This is a genomic window from Microbacterium sp. NPDC087591, assembly GCF_044743625.1.
Lineage (GTDB): Bacteria > Actinomycetota > Actinomycetes > Actinomycetales > Microbacteriaceae > Microbacterium.
Map to the genome: position 1 here is coordinate 1143880 of NZ_JBIUWU010000001.1, position 19075 is coordinate 1162954.

At 69.6% G+C, this 19075-nt stretch carries 18 protein-coding genes; 8 read left to right on the forward strand and 10 right to left on the reverse strand.

Annotated features, from left to right (window positions below):
* Positions 1-53 precede the first annotated feature (53 nt).
* Complete coding sequence (locus tag ACIOVG_RS05295; RefSeq protein ID WP_400869828.1) at positions 54-521, reverse strand: Lrp/AsnC family transcriptional regulator; 468 nt, start codon at positions 519-521, stop codon at positions 54-56.
* Positions 522-610: 89 nt separating this feature from the next.
* Here ACIOVG_RS05295 and ACIOVG_RS05300 point away from each other — a divergent pair, with 89 nt between their 5' ends.
* From ACIOVG_RS05300 to ACIOVG_RS05315, 4 genes are all read left to right on the forward strand, one after another.
* Positions 611-1813, forward strand: coding sequence for a trans-sulfuration enzyme family protein (locus tag ACIOVG_RS05300; RefSeq protein WP_400869830.1), 1203 nt, complete (start codon positions 611-613; stop codon positions 1811-1813).
* Positions 1814-1882: 69 nt separating this feature from the next.
* On the forward strand, positions 1883-2923 hold the full coding sequence (locus ACIOVG_RS05305; RefSeq protein WP_400869832.1) for an Rv2578c family radical SAM protein: 1041 nt from the start codon (positions 1883-1885) through the stop codon (positions 2921-2923).
* 37 nt (positions 2924-2960) lie between these two features.
* Complete coding sequence (locus ACIOVG_RS05310; RefSeq protein WP_400869835.1) at positions 2961-3158, forward strand: hypothetical protein; 198 nt, start codon at positions 2961-2963, stop codon at positions 3156-3158.
* A 40-nt stretch (positions 3159-3198) separates the two neighbouring features.
* Positions 3199-3738 (forward strand): YaeQ family protein, encoded by a 540-nt coding sequence (locus ACIOVG_RS05315; RefSeq protein WP_400869838.1) that lies wholly within the window; start codon positions 3199-3201, stop codon positions 3736-3738.
* 82 nt (positions 3739-3820) lie between these two features.
* On the opposite strand, the gene ACIOVG_RS05320 is transcribed toward ACIOVG_RS05315, so the two are convergent.
* Positions 3821-5152 carry a hypothetical protein gene (locus ACIOVG_RS05320; RefSeq protein ID WP_400869841.1) on the reverse strand — a complete coding sequence of 444 codons (1332 nt, stop codon included), beginning with the start codon at positions 5150-5152 and terminating at the stop codon, positions 3821-3823.
* Positions 5153-5301: 149 nt separating this feature from the next.
* Positions 5302-7515, reverse strand: coding sequence for a DEAD/DEAH box helicase (locus ACIOVG_RS05325; RefSeq protein WP_400869844.1), 2214 nt, complete (start codon positions 7513-7515; stop codon positions 5302-5304).
* A gap of 355 nt (positions 7516-7870) precedes the next feature.
* On the opposite strand from ACIOVG_RS05325, the gene ACIOVG_RS05330 reads away from it, so the two are divergent.
* Complete coding sequence (locus ACIOVG_RS05330) at positions 7871-8767, forward strand: aldose 1-epimerase family protein (protein WP_400869847.1); 897 nt, start codon at positions 7871-7873, stop codon at positions 8765-8767.
* A gap of 118 nt (positions 8768-8885) precedes the next feature.
* Here ACIOVG_RS05330 and ACIOVG_RS05335 read toward each other — a convergent pair whose 3' ends face one another.
* From ACIOVG_RS05335 to ACIOVG_RS05350, 4 genes are all read right to left on the reverse strand, one after another.
* Positions 8886-12092 carry an efflux RND transporter permease subunit gene (locus tag ACIOVG_RS05335; protein WP_400869850.1) on the reverse strand — a complete coding sequence of 1069 codons (3207 nt, stop codon included), beginning with the start codon at positions 12090-12092 and terminating at the stop codon, positions 8886-8888.
* Between the two features lie 15 nt (positions 12093-12107).
* A complete protein-coding gene (locus tag ACIOVG_RS05340; protein WP_400869853.1) occupies positions 12108-12695 on the reverse strand; it encodes a TetR/AcrR family transcriptional regulator in 588 nt (195 codons plus the stop codon).
* An 87-nt stretch (positions 12696-12782) separates the two neighbouring features.
* Positions 12783-13145: a fluoride efflux transporter FluC gene (locus ACIOVG_RS05345; protein WP_400869856.1), complete on the reverse strand. Its 363-nt coding sequence runs from the start codon at positions 13143-13145 to the stop codon at positions 12783-12785.
* Complete coding sequence (locus ACIOVG_RS05350) at positions 13142-13519, reverse strand: fluoride efflux transporter FluC (protein ID WP_400869859.1); 378 nt, start codon at positions 13517-13519, stop codon at positions 13142-13144. Before ACIOVG_RS05350 ends, ACIOVG_RS05345 begins: the two co-directional genes overlap by 4 nt.
* A gap of 86 nt (positions 13520-13605) precedes the next feature.
* On the opposite strand from ACIOVG_RS05350, the gene ACIOVG_RS05355 reads away from it, so the two are divergent.
* On the forward strand, positions 13606-15135 hold the full coding sequence (locus ACIOVG_RS05355; RefSeq protein ID WP_400869862.1) for an FAD-dependent oxidoreductase: 1530 nt from the start codon (positions 13606-13608) through the stop codon (positions 15133-15135).
* 24 nt (positions 15136-15159) lie between these two features.
* Here ACIOVG_RS05355 and ACIOVG_RS05360 read toward each other — a convergent pair whose 3' ends face one another.
* From ACIOVG_RS05360 to ACIOVG_RS05370, 3 genes are all read right to left on the reverse strand, one after another.
* On the reverse strand, positions 15160-15960 hold the full coding sequence (locus ACIOVG_RS05360) for a nitroreductase family protein (protein WP_400869864.1): 801 nt from the start codon (positions 15958-15960) through the stop codon (positions 15160-15162).
* Between the two features lie 4 nt (positions 15961-15964).
* Positions 15965-16339 (reverse strand): hypothetical protein, encoded by a 375-nt coding sequence (locus ACIOVG_RS05365; protein WP_400869867.1) that lies wholly within the window; start codon positions 16337-16339, stop codon positions 15965-15967.
* Positions 16340-16501: 162 nt separating this feature from the next.
* Positions 16502-17323 (reverse strand): MerR family transcriptional regulator, encoded by an 822-nt coding sequence (locus ACIOVG_RS05370; RefSeq protein ID WP_400869870.1) that lies wholly within the window; start codon positions 17321-17323, stop codon positions 16502-16504.
* A gap of 173 nt (positions 17324-17496) precedes the next feature.
* Between ACIOVG_RS05370 and ACIOVG_RS05375 the strand changes: the two genes are divergently transcribed.
* The gene (locus ACIOVG_RS05375) at positions 17497-18336 is read left to right on the forward strand and encodes a DUF4097 family beta strand repeat-containing protein (RefSeq protein WP_400869872.1); all 840 of its coding nucleotides are present in this window, start codon (positions 17497-17499) and stop codon (positions 18334-18336) included.
* Complete coding sequence (locus ACIOVG_RS05380) at positions 18333-18953, forward strand: PadR family transcriptional regulator (protein WP_400869875.1); 621 nt, start codon at positions 18333-18335, stop codon at positions 18951-18953. Before ACIOVG_RS05375 ends, ACIOVG_RS05380 begins: the two co-directional genes overlap by 4 nt.
* Positions 18954-19075 lie beyond the last annotated feature (122 nt).

Sequence of the window (19075 nt, forward strand, 5' to 3'; positions counted from 1 at the left end):
CCCTCGGGGAGGGGCGGGGGTCCAGGGGGATACCCCGACCCTCCCCGAGGTTCTCAGGCGCGGTCGATCACCCGCGTCAACGAGACGGCCGTCACGGTGTTCGCCACGCCGGGCACGGCGGCCAGGAGCTCCCAGATCTCGCCGATGCGGTCCATCGAGTCCGCCTCGAGGGTCACCAGCAGGTCGAAGTCGCCCGACATCACATCGCATCGGCGCACTTCAGGGATCTGCGAGATCGCGGCGATCACGCCCCCGCCGCGCATCCGATCGCTGCGGTAGACCAGCACGATCGCCGAGACCGGCGACGCTCCTGCGCGTCCAGGAGTGACGGTGTAGCCGGCGATCACGCCCTGCCGCTCCATGCGGTCCATCCGCTGCTTCACCGCGTTGCGCGACAGGTGCACCTGCGCCGCCAGAGTCACCAGAGGCACACGGGCATCTTCCGTGAGTGCAGCGAGGATGCGGCGATCGATCTGATCGAGGGGGACCCGCTCCATCGTGGCCTCCTGACATGTCGTCATATATGCATGATTGACAATTGCGTGTGTCTATTATGCACTCTAGGCTGAGGAATGGCACCCCTGGCGGGTGCAGTAACGAAGGAGTCATCATGAGCGCTCGACCCGACCGCAAGGACCTGCTCACCCTGTCGGACCTCAGCCTCGCCGTGCACGCGGGCAATCAGCTCGACTCGACCATGGCGCTGCGCACCCCGCTCGTGATGGCGAACTCCTATCAGCTGCCCGACGATCCGAGCGAGATCAGCTGGTCGGCGACCGCTCCGGGCCTGTACACGCGCAACACCGGCGTCAACCAGGCCGCGCTGGAGCAGAAGCTCGCCGCCCTCGACGGCGCGGAAGACGCGGTCGCCCTCGCCTCCGGCGTCGCCGCCCTGCACGCGGTGTTCTTCACCCACGTGCGAGCCGGCGACCACGTCGTCGTGAGCGACGTCGTCTACGAGGCGACCTGGCGCCTGTGGACCGAGCTGCTCCCCCAGCGATACGGACTCGAGGCCACCTTCGTCGACATCAGCGACATCGAGGCCGTGCGCGCGGCGATGCGCCCCGAGACCCGCCTCGTCTGCATCGAGGCGATCGCGAATCCGACCACCAAGGTCGCCGACGTGGCGGCCATCGCCGAGATCACCCACGCGGCGGGCGCGATCCTGATGGTCGATTCCACCTTCTCGCCGCCGCCGTTCTACCGCCCGCTCCAGGACGGCGCCGATCTGGTCGTGCACTCGCTCACCAAGTACCTCAACGGACACGGCGACGCCATGGGCGGCTCGGTCGCCGGACGACGCGACCTCATCGAGCCCATCAAGGCCGACGCGATGGTCGACGTCGGCGGCATCATCTCGCCCTTCAATGCGTGGCAGATCCAGCGCGGCACCGTGACCCTGCCCCTGCGCCTGCGCCAGCACTTCTCCTCGGCCGCCCTCATCGCCGAGATGCTCGACGCCGACCCCCGCGTGGAGTACATCGTCTACCCCGGCCTCGCCTCGCACCCCGATCACGATCTCGCCGTACGTCAGTTCGACGGACGAGGGTTCGGCGGCATGATGGCCTTCGCCGTGAAGGGGTCACCCGACGTGCAGAACCGGTTCGTGGCGAACCTGCGACTGATCACCTCGGGCTTCTCGCTCGGGCACGACGACTCGCTCATCGTGCACACCGGCACCGAGGGCGGCCGCGTGGCCACCTACCCTGAACCTTTCCGGAAGTTCGGCCACCTGCGCCTGTCGGTCGGACTCGAGGACGCCGACGACCTGCTGGCCGACCTGAGCGCGGCCCTGGACGCGACATTCGGTTGAGTTCTCGGATTTCGTAGCTAGTTTCGATTCTGGGTTGACAAGGCTTCGTCTTTTTGTTCGAATTGCTGCATGCGGTGGCAGGGGCAGAAGGTCGGAGATGTGGATGCCGCTGCACTGCCGGGACTGGAGGATCGCAGCAGCGTCCTCCGCACGGTGACGACCCCGGAGTTCGCCGGCATGACCTTCCACGAGGTGCTGTCGAAGTCGGCGCTCAACCACGTGCCCGGCGCCTCGCGCATGCCCTTCGCCTGGACGATCAACCCCTACCGCGGCTGTTCACATGCCTGCACCTACTGCTTCGCCCGCGGGACGCACGAGTACCTCGACCTCGACGGCGGGGCGGACTTCGACTCGCAGATCGTGGTGAAGGTCAATGTGGTGGAGGTGCTCGAGAAGGAGCTGCGCCGCGGCAGCTGGCAGCACGAGACCGTCGCGCTCGGCACCAACACCGACCCGTATCAGCGGGCGGAGGGCCGGTACAAGCTGATGCCCGGCATCATCGAGACGCTCGCGGCATCAGGCACTCCGATGTCGATCCTCACCAAGGGCACGCTGATCCGGCGCGACATCCCGCTGCTCGTGAAGGCCGCCCAGCGCGTGCCCGTCGACGTGCAGATGTCGATCGCGATGTACGACGACGAACTGCAGAAGGCGATCGAACCGGGAGCACCGACCACCCAGGCGCGGCTCGACACCGTACGGGCTCTGGCGGATGCCGGTTTCCGGGTGACCGTCTTCCTCATGCCGATCATGCCGCACATGACCGACTCCATCGCCGCGATCGACGCCGCCCTGACCCGCATCAAGGCCGCCGGTGCCCGCACGGTGATCTACGGCGCACTGCATCTGCGCGCGGGCGTGAAGCCGTGGTTCTTCCAGTGGCTCGGTGAGGCGCGCCCCGACCTGGTGTCGTCGTACCGCGGCCTCTACCCCGGCGCCGCGGCCGAGGCACCCAAGCCCTACCGACAGTGGCTCGCGAAGCGCGCTCGCCCGCTCATCCGCGCGCACGGGCTCGACGGCCGCCACGAAGACGACTACCCGCAGCGTGTGCGGCCCGTGCGGTTCGAGCCGGCCACGGCATCCCCGGCACCACAGCCGATGCTCTTCTGATCCGACGCGATCGACGCGCAGGCGTTAGGTTGAAGGCATGTTCCGTGGATACGTCGCCCTGCTGTTCCTCGGTGGTCTCGCCGCCACGATCGTCGGCACCGTCCTTCCCCAGGGCGGTGGCACCACGCTCGCAGTCGTCGGGGCCGCGGCGCTCGGCGCCTCCCTGGTACTGATCGGCATGGTGCTCCTCCGCGACCGCGACGAGGCCGCATCCCACCCGACCGCCCGACGCTGACGCACCGGCACGCCTCCGCGGACGCGTAGGCTTCTCGGTTATGGCTATCGGCTCCACCATCCACACGTTCGACGTTCAACTGGCGGACATGGATCGCGGGGTCTACGACGACTTCTCGCTGCGTGTCGCCCGCCACCCGTCCGAGACCGACGCCTACATGCTCACCCGCATCCTGGCACTCGGACTCGAGTACACCGAGGGGATCGTCTTCGGCGACGGCATCTCATCGACCGAAGACCCGGCTGTGCTGGTGCGCGACCTCACCGGGCAGGTCACGGCCTGGATCGAAGTCGGCGCGCCCGACGCCGAACGCCTGCACTACGGCAGCCGCCTCGCCGAGCGCACGGTGGTCTACACGCACCGCGACCCCGCCAAGGTGATGGCGCCGTGGGCAGGCAAGAAGATCCACCGCTCCGACGCGATCCGCGTGTACAGCTTCGACCCCGGATTCATCGACGCCGCAGTGCCGCTGATCGCACGCCGCAACACGATCACGTTGACCGTGACCGAGCAGGTGCTCTTCCTCGACCTGAACGGCACGTCGTCGACCACGACGATCCACGAGCACGAGCTGTCCTAGTACCCCACGAGAGGTCAAGACACGCCGCAGCCGACACAGGGGCCGCGGCGTGTCTTGACCTCTCAGCGACCTGCGGCCGCGCTCAGAGGTCGGGCGCGTCGTTCCAGGCCTCGACGAAGGCGTCCTCGTCGCCGTACCCGTTCACCAGATTCACGTGCAACTTGCCGGTGACGTCGAACGAGTAGAGCGCGCGGTCCTTCTCCGGTCCCCAGCTCGTCGAGCCGAAGATCTCGGCCTCCTGGTCGCGCAGCGCCGCCGCTTTGATCGCCGGGGCCACTGCCGCCGCATCGGCTCCGTGCTCGAGCACCACGTCGAGCTCGAGCGGACCGATCGCGGCGGATCGTACGCCCTCCGTGCCGGCGAGTGAGAGCGCCCGCTCGAAGTTCTCGACGAAGCCCCTCTCCTTCATGGTCTTACCCGTAGCCCACGTGCCGGGTTCGTCCTGCTTCAGCACGAACAGCTGGAGAGAGTTGAACGCCTGCAGGTCGGGTGTCGCGAGGAGCGCCTGCTGCACCGTCGCCGCAGATTCGGCATCGGTCGTGGTCACCGACAGGTGCAACGCCGCGGGCCCATGCGTATCGATCGAAGCCCCGATGACACCGTCGATCGGGGTGAGGATCGCGCTGAGGCGGGCAGCGAGGTCCTGCTGCGCCGCGGGGGCACTGATGATGCCGCTGATCAGGCTGACCCCAACCCCCGAGTCACCGGCATTCAGCGCATCGACGACCGGTGTTGCGGCGGCGGCCCCTTCGACGGAACGCATGCGCAGCGACAGCGACTCATCGTCGAGCGAGTACCTCTGAATCGGGGCGAGCGCCGCCACCTCGACGACAGCCTCGAGCGCGGGCTTCACTTTTTCGGGATTCCTCGTCTCCACGGTCGACCGTTCGTGTACATCCGAGACCTTGAGCTGCAGTCCACCCGTCAGAGGTCCCGCGGCAGCCGCATCCGCCAGCGGCATGACCACGGACACCGGCTCCACACCCGCTTCCGCGACCGCCTCGATGCCGAGCGCATCCTCGGAGGACCAGACCCTGCCCTGCAGGATGCCGTCCACTCCGACGAGTTCACTCACCGCTTGCGCGAGATCCGCTCGCTCACCCGCATCACCGCTGAGCGTCCACTGCCAGGCGCCGGCCCGCAGCCGCAGCACGACATCGTCATCGGTCACGGACTCGGTGAGATCGTTCAGCCGTCCGGCGATATCGGCGAGGTCATCGGGCGGCGTCGAGTCGTCCAGCGTCACCTGGTACTCGCCGTCGGCCGTCTCCTCGATCGACGAGACGGCCGGGTCCTTCGCGACCTGCTCCTCGAGGTCTTCGGACTTCCTGGCGCACCCGGCCAACGCTGTCAGCGCGATCACCCCTCCGAGCAGCAGTGACACACCACGAACGATCCCCCGGTTCTTGCGCATTACTCCAGACTATGTGGATATCTCGCCGACCCTGGTGGGGAGGAATACCCATCGCCCCGTCCGCAACTCAGGATGCACGACGCCGAAAGGGCCCGAAACGCGTGGTTCCGGGCCCTTTCGGGTGTGATGTCCTGAGTGGGGAAGGCGGCTCAGCTCGTGAGCTGCGCGGCGGTCGGCACGCGACCGGTGATCTCCTCGATGATGTCGTCGTTCACGCGAGCGTTCTCGAACGGCGCATCGATCTCGGCGCGGTCGAGCAGCTCGGTCATGCGGCGCTGGCGCTGACGCGTGATGAGCGTCACGACGCGGCCCGTGCGACCGGCGCGGCCGGTGCGACCAGAGCGGTGCAGGTACGTCTTGTACTCGTCCGGGGCGTCGGCCTGCACGACCAGGTCGATGTCGTCGACGTGGATGCCGCGGGCGGCGACATCGGTCGCGACCAGCACGTTCACCCGTCCCGAGGTGAGGCGCTCCAGGTTGCGCGTGCGCTTGGCCTGGTTCAGGTCACCGTGCAGCGAGACCGCCGGGATGCCGGCATCGTCGAACTGCTCGGCGAGCATGTCGGCGTAGGCGCGGGTGCGGGCGAAGACCAGCGTCTTGCCCTCGCGGTCGACGAGCGAGGTGAGGATGTCGGCCTTGTCCCGGTGCTCGATCACGAGCACGCGGTGCTCGATCGTGCTGGATCCCTGGTCCTCGCCGGCGACCTCGAACACCGCCGGCTCCACGAGGAACTCGTCGACGAGAGCCGCGACCTCACGGTCGAGCGTCGCCGAGAACAGCAGTTTCTGGCTGCCGTCGGCCGTGTGACGGAGGATGCGCTGCACCGGCTCGACGAACCCGAGCTCGCACATGTGGTCGGCCTCGTCGAGCACCGCGATGCGGCAGTCCGAGAGGTCGAGCTTGCCCTGGTTGACCAGGTCCTCGATGCGGCCGGGCGTGCCGATCACGATGTCGACGCCCTTCTTGAGTGCTCCGACCTGCCGCCCCTGGGGGACACCGCCGTAGATCTGCGTGGTGAACAGACCCACGCTGCGGGCGATCGGCTGGATCGTGCGGTCGATCTGCAGCGCGAGCTCACGCGTCGGTGCGAGGATGATCGCGCGCGGGGAGCGACCGAACTCGCGGCGCTTGCCGGCCTGCGACTGCAGCACGCGCTCGACGAGCGGGGCGCCGAAGGCGATGGTCTTGCCGGAGCCGGTGCGGCCGCGGGCGAGCACATCGCGTCCTTGCAGGACGGCGGGGATGCTGGCCGCCTGGATGGCGAACGGCTTCGCCGCGCCCAGCCCCGCGAGGGTCTCCACGATGTTCGAGCCGAGGCCCAGGTCGCCGAAGGTCACATCGGCGACCTCGACGGCCTGCACGGCCTGCGCCTCGAGGCGCTCGTGCACGACGTCCTCGGTCTGCTCGAACTTCGCTCCGCGGCTCGGAGCACTCGGGGCGGCGTTCCAGTTGTTGCGGCTCGGACGCTCGTTGTGCGCCGGCCGACCACGGGTGTCCGAGGTCAGCGGACGCACGCGCTCCGTGCGGTAGGCGCCGCCGGTCGCGGGGCGGCTGCGCTCGCCGGTGCGGGGACGCTCGTCCCGGCCACCGTCGAACGACCGCTGCGTGCGGTCACGGTCGAAGGAACGGCGCGCGCGATCGGCGTCGAACGAACGATCCGAACGCTCGGCACCACGGTTCGGGCGGTCACCGTAGCCACGGCCCTGGGCTCCGCGGTCGTCGCGACGCGGACGGTCGTCACGGTCGAACCGCTGGCCGCCGCGGTCGTCGCGACGCGAGCTGTCACCGGAGCGGTGGTCGCCGTCGCGGAAGCCACGGCGCTGATCGCCGGCACTCGACGGGCGCTCGTCGCGACCGAAGCGCTGACCGCCGCGGTCGTCGCGGTACGTGCCGGGACCGGTGGGGCGCTGAGCGGCGCGATCGTTGTAGCGGGGACGCTCGGCGGCGCGGTCGTACGACCCGCCACCGGTGCGCGGACGCTCGTCGCGGTGGTGCGGGGCGTCACGGCGACCGGACTCCGCGCGGTTGCGGATGCCGCGGGCTTCGTCGCGCCCGGCGCGCTCCTGCGCGCTCCAGCGCTGCTTGGGCGCGCCACCCTCGGCTTCAGCCGGGCGGTAACCGCGGTGTCCGGCGCTGCGGCTGCCGGGGCGACGGTCGTATCCACCGGCTGCGGGCGCGCTGCGGCGCTCGCCGGCATCCGACCGTCCGCCGCGGCCATCCGTGCGTCCGCCGCGCTCGGGGCGCGCACCGTCACGGGCGGGTGCGCCGTGGTGACGGTCGTGGAACGACGTCTTGTTCGCGCCGTAGCGCGGTTCGAAGTTGCGGGCCGGACGGCCGCCCTGGGGCTTCTTGCTCTTAGGCATGGGTCTGTCTTTCGTTCTCGCACGAGAACAGCGCCGCGCGCACGCGCGCACCTGGGGAACGACTCAAGGGCCGGTCGGTGAGGAGCTGGGGCTATTCATGTGATGGTTCATGCGCGTCGATGGACGCTCACCATCGGCCCCTGGACTCACACTTCAACAGGAAAACGTCCGCGCACTGCGCGGCTGTCCGAAGCCGACCGGACCACTTTAGCCGACGCGGCTGAGAGAGTGCCCGATGCGCACGGTTCACAACTCCTCAAGAACCCGCGTCGAGGGCGCGATCCGGGGCCGGTTCGGGCCGAGGGCGCCGGTTCTTGCGGAGTTGTGAACGCACCGAGGGCCCTACGATGACGGAGTGAGTACCGCATCCCCCACCGGCACCCAGATCGCCCTCCAGCTCGGCGAGGTCACCGCGCAGATCGCCCAGGTCGGCGCGTCGCTGCGCTCGCTCCGCGTCAGCGGCGTCGACCTCGTTCCCCCGTATCCGCTCGCCCAGCCGACTCCGGCATGCTCCGGCGTGGTGCTGGCCCCCTGGCCGAATCGCGTGCGCGACGGTCGCTGGGACGACGAGGGCACCCCGCGCCAGCTCGCGATCACCGAGCCGAAGCTGTCGAACGCGAGCCACGGCCTGCTGCGCTTCACCGCGTACGAGATCGCGCAGAGCGAGTCGGCCGTCACGCTCAGCGCGACGATCGTGCCCCAGACCGGCTACCCGTACCTGATCGAGACGACCGTGACCTATGTGCTGACGGCCGACGGGGTCGAGGTCACACACACCCTCACCAACCGGTCGGACACGGCGGCGCCGGTCGCGCTCGGCACCCACCCGTTCGTCACCATCGGCGACGTCGACCCGCACGACCTGGTGCTGCGCGTACCGGCCGCGACGCAGTTCGAGACCGACGACCGGATGCTCCCGACGGGCACCGCCGCCGCACCGCAGAGCCTGCGCGACGGGGTGCGGCTCGGCGATGTCACGCTCGACACCGGCTTCACCGACCTCACCCGCGACGCCGACGGTCTGGTGCGGCACTCGCTCACCGCACCGGACGGCCGCCGCGTCACGCTCTGGCAGGGCGAGGGCTTCGACTTCGTGCAGGTGTACACGACTCCCCTGTACCCCGGGCAGCCGCTCGCGGTCGCGATCGAGCCGATGACGGCACCTGCCGACGCCTTCAACAGCGGCCTCGGCGTACGCCGACTCGCCCCGGACGAGAGCTGGATCCTGCGCTGGGGCATCACTCTGGACTGAGCACGCCCGGGCCGGCCGCCCGCATTCACAACTCAGGACAGTCCGGCCCCGCCGCCCCGCAGACAGGGGTCTGCAGAGGCACGAGGCCGGATCATCCTGAGGCGCGTACGACCGGGGACTACTCCCCGCGCTCGCGCAGCTCGCGGCGGGTCAGCTGGTGCGCCTCCGACGGCGCCTCCGACGACCCCTCCGACTGCGGGCCGTGCACGGCCGCGACCGCGGCAGCCGCATCCGCACCGGCGAGCGCGGGCACGGGTGCGCCGTCGGAGCGCCCGGCCCTGCGCGCCTGACGACGCTCCTTGGCACCTTCGACGAGGTTGTAGAGCGTCGGCAGCACGATCAGCGTCAGCACGGTCGACGAGATCAGACCGCCGATCACGACGATGGCCAGCGGCTGCGAGATGAACCCGCCGTGTCCGGTGATGCCGAGAGCCATCGGCGTGAGCGCGAAGATCGTGGCCAGAGCCGTCATCAGGATCGGACGCAGACGCTTCTCGCCACCGGCCTTGACCGCGTCGATGGTCGACAGCCCCTTCTCGCGGTACTGGTTCACGAGGTCGACGAGCACGATCGCGTTGGTGACCACGATGCCGATCAGCATCAGCACACCGATCAGCGAGGCCACGCCCAGCGGCACACCCGTGACGATCTGCAGCAGGATCGCACCGGTGGCCGCGAACGGCACCGAGACGAGCAGCAGCAGCGGCTGGCGCAGCGACTTGAAGGTCGCCACCATCACCACGTACACGATCAGGATCGCGGCCAGCATCGCGAGCCCGAGCTGCGAGAACGAGTCGGCCTGCTGCGAGGCGACGCCGCCGACCTCGGCCGAGGCGCCGTCTGGCAGGTCCACAGCGGCGAGAGCCTCGCTCACGGACTGCGTCGCGACCGCGAGGTTGTCGGTGCCCGGAGGCACGGTGATCGTCGAGGTGCGGCGACCCTGCTCCGTCGTGATGGAGGTCGGGCCGTTGCGCTGCTCGACCGTCGCGATGTCCTGCAGCTGCACCACGCCGAGCGGCGTCGGGATAGCGAGCTCCTTGAGCGCGTCCACGGTGGTCGGCGGCTCTGGCGTGACGAGGTACACCGTCAGGGCGGTGTCGTCGATCTCGACCGAGCCGAGCTGCTGCGGACGCATCGTGTTCGACACGATCGACCCGACGGCGACCTCCGAGAGTCCGCGCTGTGCGGCGGCCTCGCGGTCGACCACAACGGCGATGTACGGCAGGGCCGCCGCGAGGTTGTCGGTCACCTGGCTGATGCCGTCACGCCCCTTGAGCTCGTCGACGACGGCCGAGGTCGCGGTGTTCAGGTCGTCGGCGTTCGAGGCGGACACGGTGATCTCGATGTCGCTCGAACCGAAGCCGGCCGACGCCGCGACCGCGATATCTCCGACGTCGTCGCCGAGTCCGTCGATCGCGTCTTGCACCTTCGCGCGCAGTGCCTCCTGGTCGGCGTCGCCGTCGGTCAGGACCGAGTAGGTGATGCCGGCGCCACCGGAGAAGGCGTCGCGCAGCGCGGAGCCGCTCGATCCGATCGAGGCCTGCACGTGCTCGATGCCCTTGATGTCGAGCAGCGCGTCCTCCACCGACACCGCGGCGTCGGACTTGGCCTGCAGGCTCGCGGACGGGCCGAGGTCCTGGGTGACGGTCATGGTGTTCTGACCGCTGTCACCGAGGAAGTTGATCTTCATCAGCGGCGCGGCGGCGAGGGTCGCGCCGAGCACCACGACCGCCAGGATCACGGTGATGCCGGAATGCTTCAGCGTCCAGCCGAGGATCGGACGGTAGCCGCGCTGCAGCCACGTCGGCGGTGCATCCGGGTGCTCGGGATCGATTGCGGTACCGCTGTCGTCGAGCAGCTCCTTGCCGGGCTTGAGGAACCAGTACGCGAGCACGGGCACGATGGTCAGGGCGACTAGGAGCGAGGCGACCATGGCGATCGTCACCGTCATCGCGAAGGGCCGGAACAGCTCGCCCACCATGTCGCCGACGAACATGATCGGCAGGAACACGGCGACCGTGGTGATGGTCGACGCCGTGATCGCCGCCGCGACCTCGCGCACCGCCAGACGGATGGCATCGCCCTTGTCCGCGTCGCCGACGTAGTGCCGTTTGATGTTCTCGATCACGACGATGGAGTCGTCGACGACGCGACCGATCGCGATCGTGAGCGCGCCGAGCGTCAGCACGTTCAGCGAGTACCCGAACGCCTGCAGACCGATGAACGTGATCAGCACCGAGGTGGGGATCGAGATCGCGGTCACGAGCGTCGAGCGGATCGACAGCAGGAACACCAGGATGACGATCACCGCGAACACGAGACCGAGCAGGCCCTCAGTGGCCAGGGTGTCGATCGACTGCACGATGAACGGCGCCTGATCGAAGATGATCGTGAACTCGGCATCCGGGAACGCCTTGCCGATCTCGTCGAGAGCCGCGATCACGCCCTGCGACACCTCGACCGTGTTGGCCGCGGGCAGCTTGGTGATCGAGATCGACAGCGCATCCTTGCCGTCGACGCGCGAGATCGAGGAGATCGGGTCGGACTCCTGCTCGACCGTCGCGACATCGCCGATCGTCAGGGTCGTGCCGACCAGCGGGAGAGCGGCGATCTCGTCGACCGAGGTGATCTTCGCGCCGGTCTGCACGGTGAGCGTCTGACCGTCCTGAGTGATGTCACCACCGGGGAACAGCGTGCCGTTCTGCTCCAGCGCCGAGCTGATGGCCTGCGTGCTCTGGCCTGCGGCGGCGAGCTTCGCGACATCCGGTGTGATGCTGATGCGCTGGCCGATGCCGCCGACGATCTGCGCGGCGTTGACGCCGTCGACGTCTTCGAGTTCGGGGATCGCGATGCTCTCGAGCTCGGCCTGCGCGTTCTCGGCGTCGTCGAATCCGGTCACCGCGACCTGGATCACCGGGAAGTCGTCGATCGCCACCGCGAGCACCTGCGGGGTCACGTCATCCGGGAGATCGGAGGAGATGCGGTTGATCGACTGCTGGATCTTCTGCTCGGCCGTCGCGAGGTTCGTGCCGTAGGCGAACGTCGCCTGCACGATCGAGGCGTTGGTGGTGCTCGTCGCGCTGGTGCCCTCGAGACCGGGCACTCCCTGGATCGCGGACTCGATCGGCGTCGAGACGTCGTTCTCGACGACCTCGGGCGAGGCGCCGGGGTACGTGGTCATGACCACGAGGTTCGGCAGCTCGAGCGAGGGGATGAGCTCCTGCTTCAGGCTCGTGAGCGCGAGACCGCCGAACACCGCGGCGACGATCGTGATCAGGGCGATGAGCGCGCGGTTCTTCAAGCTCAGGACGGCGAGATTCGACAAGGCTGTTTCCTCGGTTCAGGGTGCGGGCTGCGCGGCAGGACGGACGGATGCGGGTTCGCCGAGGATGCGCTGCAGTGCGGTCTCGATGAAGGGACGGTCGAGCGGGGCGTCACGGATCTGCGCGCTCCACATCACCCCGTCGATGAAGATCGTGGCGGCCGTCGCGCGCTCGGTGCCGTAGCTCGGCTCCAGCATGGCGGTGAGCTGCTCGGAGAGGTGGCGGGCGAGTTCGCGGAGGCGGGGGTCGTGGACGGCGGCCGTGACGACGGCGCGATCGGCCTGGACGGCACGGGCGTCCTCGAGACCTTCGACGATGAGGGCGGCGAGCACGGCGGGGCTCACCCCCTGGGCGGCGAGCACAGCACGCACGCCCTCGAGCCGTCCGTCGACCTCGTCGGCGAGCACTCCGAACGCGGCGGTGCGCAGGTCGTCGAGCGTGTCGAAGTACTGCGTGGTCGCGCCCAACGGGACTCCGGCTCTGGCGGCGACCAGGCGGTGCGTGATCGCGTCGGTGCCGACTTCGACGATGAGCTCGGCTGCCGCCTGCGCGATCTCCCGGCGGCGCGCCTCAGGGTCGCGGCGGCGACGCGCGACTTCCCCCATGACCACCCCCGGAACAGCTGTACATGTACGTTTGTACATTCTTGCGGTGAAAGGATGCTGGGAGCCCGGTGCCGCCAGCCTCCGCACTCAGCGCAGACCGGCTCCGAGCGCGAGACCCAGCCCTGCGGCGACGAGCCCGAGCACGAGCATCCCGATCGCGTTGACGGCGGCCGCCCGTCCCTCGCCGTCGCGCCAGAGCGCGACCGTGTCGAGCATCGCCGTGCTGAACGTGGTGTAGCCGCCGAGCAGCCCCGCACCGAGCACGAACGCCCCCTCGGGCAGCGCCGTGGTCACGACTCCCAGGGCGAAGGAGCCGGAGATGTTCACCAGGAGGATGCCCCACGGAAACCGCCTCCCCGCGAACCGTGCGACGCCGAGGTCGGCCAGGTAGCGCAGAACCGCGCCCGCTCCGCCGGCGAGCGCGGCGGCGAGGAACAGCAGCGGGTTCATGCCGCCGCCCCTCGGTGCCGACGGCGTCCCAGCCGCAGCCCGAGGGCCGCGGCACCGAGTCCGAGCACGAGCGAGCCGAGCGCGTAGGCGACCGCCACGATCGGCGCGTCCGTCCACAGCGCGAGGGTCCCGGTCATGAAAGCGCTGTATGTGGTGAAGCCACCGAGCACGCCGGTCCCGATGAGCACGCGCAGCTCGTGCGACGCCGGCAGACGCGCGGCGAGCACGCCGATCAGCAGCGCGCCGAGGAGGTTCGCGATGAGCACCGCCGTGGGGAACCCGCCGTTCTCGGGGATCAGCAGCCCGAGCCCGAGCCGGGCCGCCGTGCCGATGGTGCCGCCGAGGGCGACGAGCAGCACGCGGCGGAGGTTCACGGTGGCCACTGTAGTCCCCACTGCCAGCGCGCCACGGGAATGTCAAGGCGTTGGGTGTCGGCCCGTCGGGGGCGTTGACTGAGCACATGAACCCTCTGTGGAAGACCGGCGCGCCCCTCCCCCTCGGCTCGGACTTCTCGCCGGGATCCCGGCACGACGTCGTGGTCGTCGGCGCGGGGATCACCGGACTGACGACCGCGGTCATGCTCGCCCGCGCCGGGCGCGACGTCGCCGTGATCGACGCGGGAGAGGTCGCCGAACTCGCCACCGGCGGGAACACCGGCAAGCTCTCACTGCTGCAGGGCCACCAGCTCGCCGAGATCCGCCGCCATCACCCCGCCGCGCTGGTGCGGGCGTACGTCGAGGCCAATCGCGCGGGGATGGACTGGCTGACCGCTTTCGCGGACGGCGCCGGCGTCTCGTACACGCGCCGCACGGACCACTCCTATGCGCAGGGGCGCGGCGGACTCGAGACGCTGCAGGCCCAGCACGACGCCGCGCAGGAGGCGGGGCTGCCGACGCGGATGCTCACGCCGGAGGAGCTGCCGTCCGTGCCGTTCCCGATCTCCGGCGCGGTCGCCCTCGACGACCAGGTGGCGATCGACCCTGTGCAGATCGCACGGGCATTGGTCGAGGAACTGCTGGCGGCAGGAGGGACGCTGCACACCGGAACCCGGGTCACCGGCGCCCACGCGCTGCCAGACACCCGCGTCGAGACGGCGCACGGGCCGCTGTTCGCCCACCACATCGTGATCGCGACGGGCACCCCGATCCTGGACCGCGGCCTCTACTTCGCGAAGATCCGCGGACTGCGCTCGTACTGCGTCTCGTTCCGCGTTCCCGGCGAGCTGCCGGAGGGGACGTTCCTCTCCGTCGACGGCCCGACCAGGTCCATCCGCTCCGTGACCGACGCCGATGGACCGGCGGCCGCAGCGCAGCTGGTGGTGGGAGGGAACGGCCATCCGGTCGGCCGCTCGGACGGCGAGAAGGCGGCGGTCGAAGACATCGTGTCGTGGACGCAGGCGCACTTCCCCGGCGCCGAGGAGACGCACCGATGGTCGGCGCAGGACTACGAGTCGCACAACCTCATCCCCTTCGTCGGTGCGATGCCGCGGGGCCTCGGGCGCATCCGCTTCTCCACCGGCTACGCGAAGTGGGGCCTGTCGAACGCACCGGCGGCCGCGATGCGTCTGACGGCCGAGATCCTCGGAACCAGCTGGAACGACCGCCCGCGGTGGATGAACACGTTCGCCACCCGCCTGACCATGGCCGCCGACCTCGTGCGCGGCGCGACAGAGGGCGGCAAGGTCGCGGTCGCGCTGGCGTCAGGGTGGTCGGAGGCCGAGTCCCGGTCCGTGCCGGTCCCTCAGCCGGACGAGGGCGAGGGCGTCGTCGCCAACCGCGCCGGGCTCCCGGTGGCGATCTCGACCGTCGACGGCGTCACCCGCGCGGTCGACGCCGTCTGCCCGCACCTCGGCGGGGTGCTGGAGTGGAACGACGCGGAGTGCACGTGGGACTGCCCGCTGCATGCCTCACGGTTCGCCCCCGACGGCACGCGCATCGAGGGACCCGCGCTGCGCGACCTGAAGGAGCTGCCCCGCACGGGTCGGCGCTGAGCCGCACTCCCGCAGCGAGTCCGGTCACTCGATCGGAGCATCCCACCCCTGCTGCGGGGTCTCGCAGCTCTCCCGGAAGACGTACTGCGAGGCGAGGCGGCGCTGGCTGCTCGACCAGTCGATCGCCGGCCGACGCTGCTCGGGCGGCAGATAGCCGAGCCGGTAGACCGCCATCAGCTCCAGGTCGTCCGGCACGTGGAGCAGGCGCACGATCTCGTCCCAGCGTCCGGGCACCTCCATCGGGAACGAGATGAACTGGATGCCCATGCCCAGCTCGACCGTGGTGAGCCAGATGTTCTCCATGGCCGCTCCCATGCTGAACACCGAGTAGAACGACGACAGCTGCCCCGGCCGGTACTCGCTGCGGTCGAGCATCACTCCGAGCAGCAGCGGCGACCCCGCCACCAGTTTGCGGTTCTCCGCCCCCAGCGTCTTGGGGACCCCGAAGGTGTTCATGAGGGTCTGCCCACGCTTGGTGAAGACCTGACTCGTGAAGGGCCGCAGCGCCGCGGGGAGCTTGTCGAACAGCATCCCGTTGCGCTTCTCGTCCATCTCGGCCTGGCTGAAGCGGAAGTACGGCTTGTAGCGCTCGAAGAACGTGCCGTTCGACATCGCCTCCGTCATGCTCTCGCCGGAGATGCGGGCGATCTGGTCGATCGTGTCCCTGCTCTCGATCACGACGAAGCGCCACGGCTGACTGTTCAGCTGCGACGGCGCGCGCCCCGCCGCCTCGAGCAGCACCCGCTGATGCTCCTCCGAGACGGGGTCGGGCAGGAAGGGCCCGTTCGTGGTCTTGCGGCGGCGGATGGCATCGAGCAGTTCCATGCGGTCACTTCCGATCGGCGGGACGCCACGCGCACACCAGGCCCGCGACGATGAAGGGGGCGGCGGCGAGCGCCGTGAGCGGATGCCGCCGGCTGCGGCTTCCGAGGTAGGGGATCGCGGCGAGCGGCACCGCTGCAGGGGCCAGCGCGAGGGCGGCCCTCCGGCTCGTGTCCTTCGGTCGCCCCCACAACACCGCGGAGAACGCCGCGGCGGATGTCACGCAGGTGGCGATGTACATCGCGTGGTGCAGCCAGCGGAAGCCGCTCGTGTCGATGATCCTGGCGGCGACGGCCGAGCCGAGAGCGACGTTCGCGGTGTAGGCGGCCGCAGCCGCCGCGAAGAGCGGTGCGGCATCGGTGCGTCTGCGTCGGGCGGCCATGGCACGACACTACGCCCAGGGTCGGCATCCGATCTCGGCCTTGCCGTGACGTCTCGATCTGTGCGAAGCGAGGCGCGGCCGGAAGAGCACCGGCCGCTCCGCGCGGGGCCGGAAGCGCACCCGAATCGATGGACTCCGATGCGTTCCCGACCCCGCAGCGGGCTACAGGTTGCCGTCCGCGTAGATGCGGAGCGCGTCCCGGACGAACTCCGCGCCGCGGGTGTCGCCGTCGGCGGTGGCGTAGTTGGCGCCGAAACGCGGGTCGGCGACATACATCTCGCCGAGTCCGATCACGTAGGCCTTCACGTCGCCGCCCGGCGCACTCGCCGGAGTACCGGGGATGCCCGTGAGCCACTCGATGTGACGCCGCGCGACATCCTGCGCCTCGGCGGATGCCGGGTCGACGCCGCTCTCCGCGGCGGCGATCCAGTCGCGGCCGAGGTCGGACACGCGCTGCTGCCAGGCGGCGCGCTCGGTATCGGTCATGCCACGCCACCAACGGTCGCCGTCGGCGTAGGCCTTCGTGCCCCAACGCTCCTCGACCTCCTCCCTGTACTGCGTGTGGTCGAAGCCGTCGAACATGTTCTCTGCCATGAGTTCTTCACCTCCTCTCAATGCCTCGATGGTGGATTCGACCGAGGCGATCTGCCGCCGCAGCCGGTTCTGCTCCTCGCGCAGCAGCGCGAGGTGGGTCTCGAGAGCGGATGCCTCGGCCGCCGCGGTCCCTGAGCCTGTCGCCTCCTGGGTACCTGAGCCTGTCGACGGGCCGAGCACGTCGGCGATCTGCGGCAGGCCGAGTCCGAGCTCGCGCAGCAGCAGGATGCGCTGCAGCCGCACCAGCGCCCCGGCGTCGTAATGCCGATAGCCGTTGGGCGCGATGCGCGTGGGCGGCAGCAGCCCGATGTCGTCGTAGTGGCGCAGCGTACGACTGGTGGTGCCGGCGAGCCGCGCGATCTCCTGGATCGACCAGTCCGCGTCATCCATGGTGTTCTCCTTCCGTGGTTCCGAGGATGTCTTCACGATAGAAGTTGACGTTGCGTCAATGTCAACTCCCCGAAGCTGGCAGAGCCCTGGCAGCCTCTTGACAGAGTCGAGATATATCGTGTTACTGTTCTCAAACACGATATATCGTGACCATCGACACAGGAGAAGCAGACATGACCGAGAAGTGGCTCATCGCCCCCGGCGAGGAACGCGTGATCGACATCGAATCCGTCACCCGACTCAAGGTGGGCCTGGTCGGCGGTCAGGTCGACATCATCGCCCACGACGAGCCGAGCATCCGCATCGAGGTGCACGGCGTCACCATCAAGGACCTCCGCGTGGAATCCCACGACGGCGAGGTCGAGATCGACCACCCTCAGCTGGGCTGGGACAACTTCCTCGAGGTGTTCCGCAACTTCGGCTCCGGCGGGCCCCGCGCCGAGGTGAGCGTCGCCGTCCCGCGCGCGATCGCCCTGAACCTGGGCGTCGTGAGCGCCGGGGCACTCGTGTCCGGCATCCGCAACGACGCCCGCCTCAACACCGTGTCCGGCGACCTCATCGTCGACACCCTGATCGGCGACCTCACCGTCAACTCCGTCTCCGGCGACGTGCAGGTGCGTGGCCTCACGGGCTCGATCAGCGCGAACAGCGTCTCGGGCGACGTCGCCGCCACGGGCACGATCCGCAAGGCGACGGTCGACAGCGTCTCCGGAGCGACCCTGATCGACGCCGCGGGAGACGTGAACACCATCAACGTGAACACCGTCTCCGGCGCAACCACGGTGCGGCTCGACGAGTCACTCGCCGCGAACTACGTCATCCGCTCGCTCAGCGGCCGCCTCCTCATCGATGGCGTCGAGCGCAGCTCCTCGGGCCCGAGCAACTACACCGGCTCCACGGGCGAGCTCGCCGGACGCTTCGTCGATCTGCGCGCGAACTCCGTCTCCGGCGGCGTCACCGTGCTGCGTCGCACGCCGGCCACCATCACCGAAGACGCGGAGTGGGAATCATGAGCCCCGCCGTCTTCTCCCACGGCGATCTGCGCCTGTACCTGCTGTCGCTCCTCGCGGAGTCCCCTCAGCACGGCTACGGGATCATCCAGGCGCTCACGGACCGCACCGGCGGCACCTACACCCCCAGCGCCGGCACGATCTACCCGCGGCTGGCGAAGCTCGAGGAAGAGGGCCTGGTCACCAAGACCGTCGACGGCCGCACCACGATCTACGCGATCACCGACACCGGACGCGCCGAGCTGGCATCCCGCGAAGGAGACCTCGCCGGCATCGAGTCCGGTCTCGCGGATTCGGTGCGCCTGATCGCGAACGAGGTGCGCCAGAGCGTGCAGGACGCGATGAAGAGCCTTCGCGCCGACCTCGCCGCCGCAGAGCAGGGCGAGCGCAGCACCGCGAAGTCCCGACCGCGCGCAGCCTCCGACGACGCGCGCGCCACCAGCCGCGAGGAGCTGCACCGTGCGGATGCCCTCATCAACGCCTTCCGCGCTCAGGTGCGCACCGACCTGCGCACGCACGTGGCGAAGGGCGGCACCCTGCCGACATCCGTCGTCACCGAACTCGAGCACGCGCTCGACGCGGCATCCCACGCGGTGACGGCAGGCCTGTCGCGCCTCTGAGACGGGGTTGCGGCTCTCGCGCACGGCGCAATCCGTCGCATCACCCCTCGCGTTGCGACCATTCGCGACGTCTGCCGAACAGCGGACGTCGCGAATGGTCGCCTACCGCGGGGGGAAGCGAC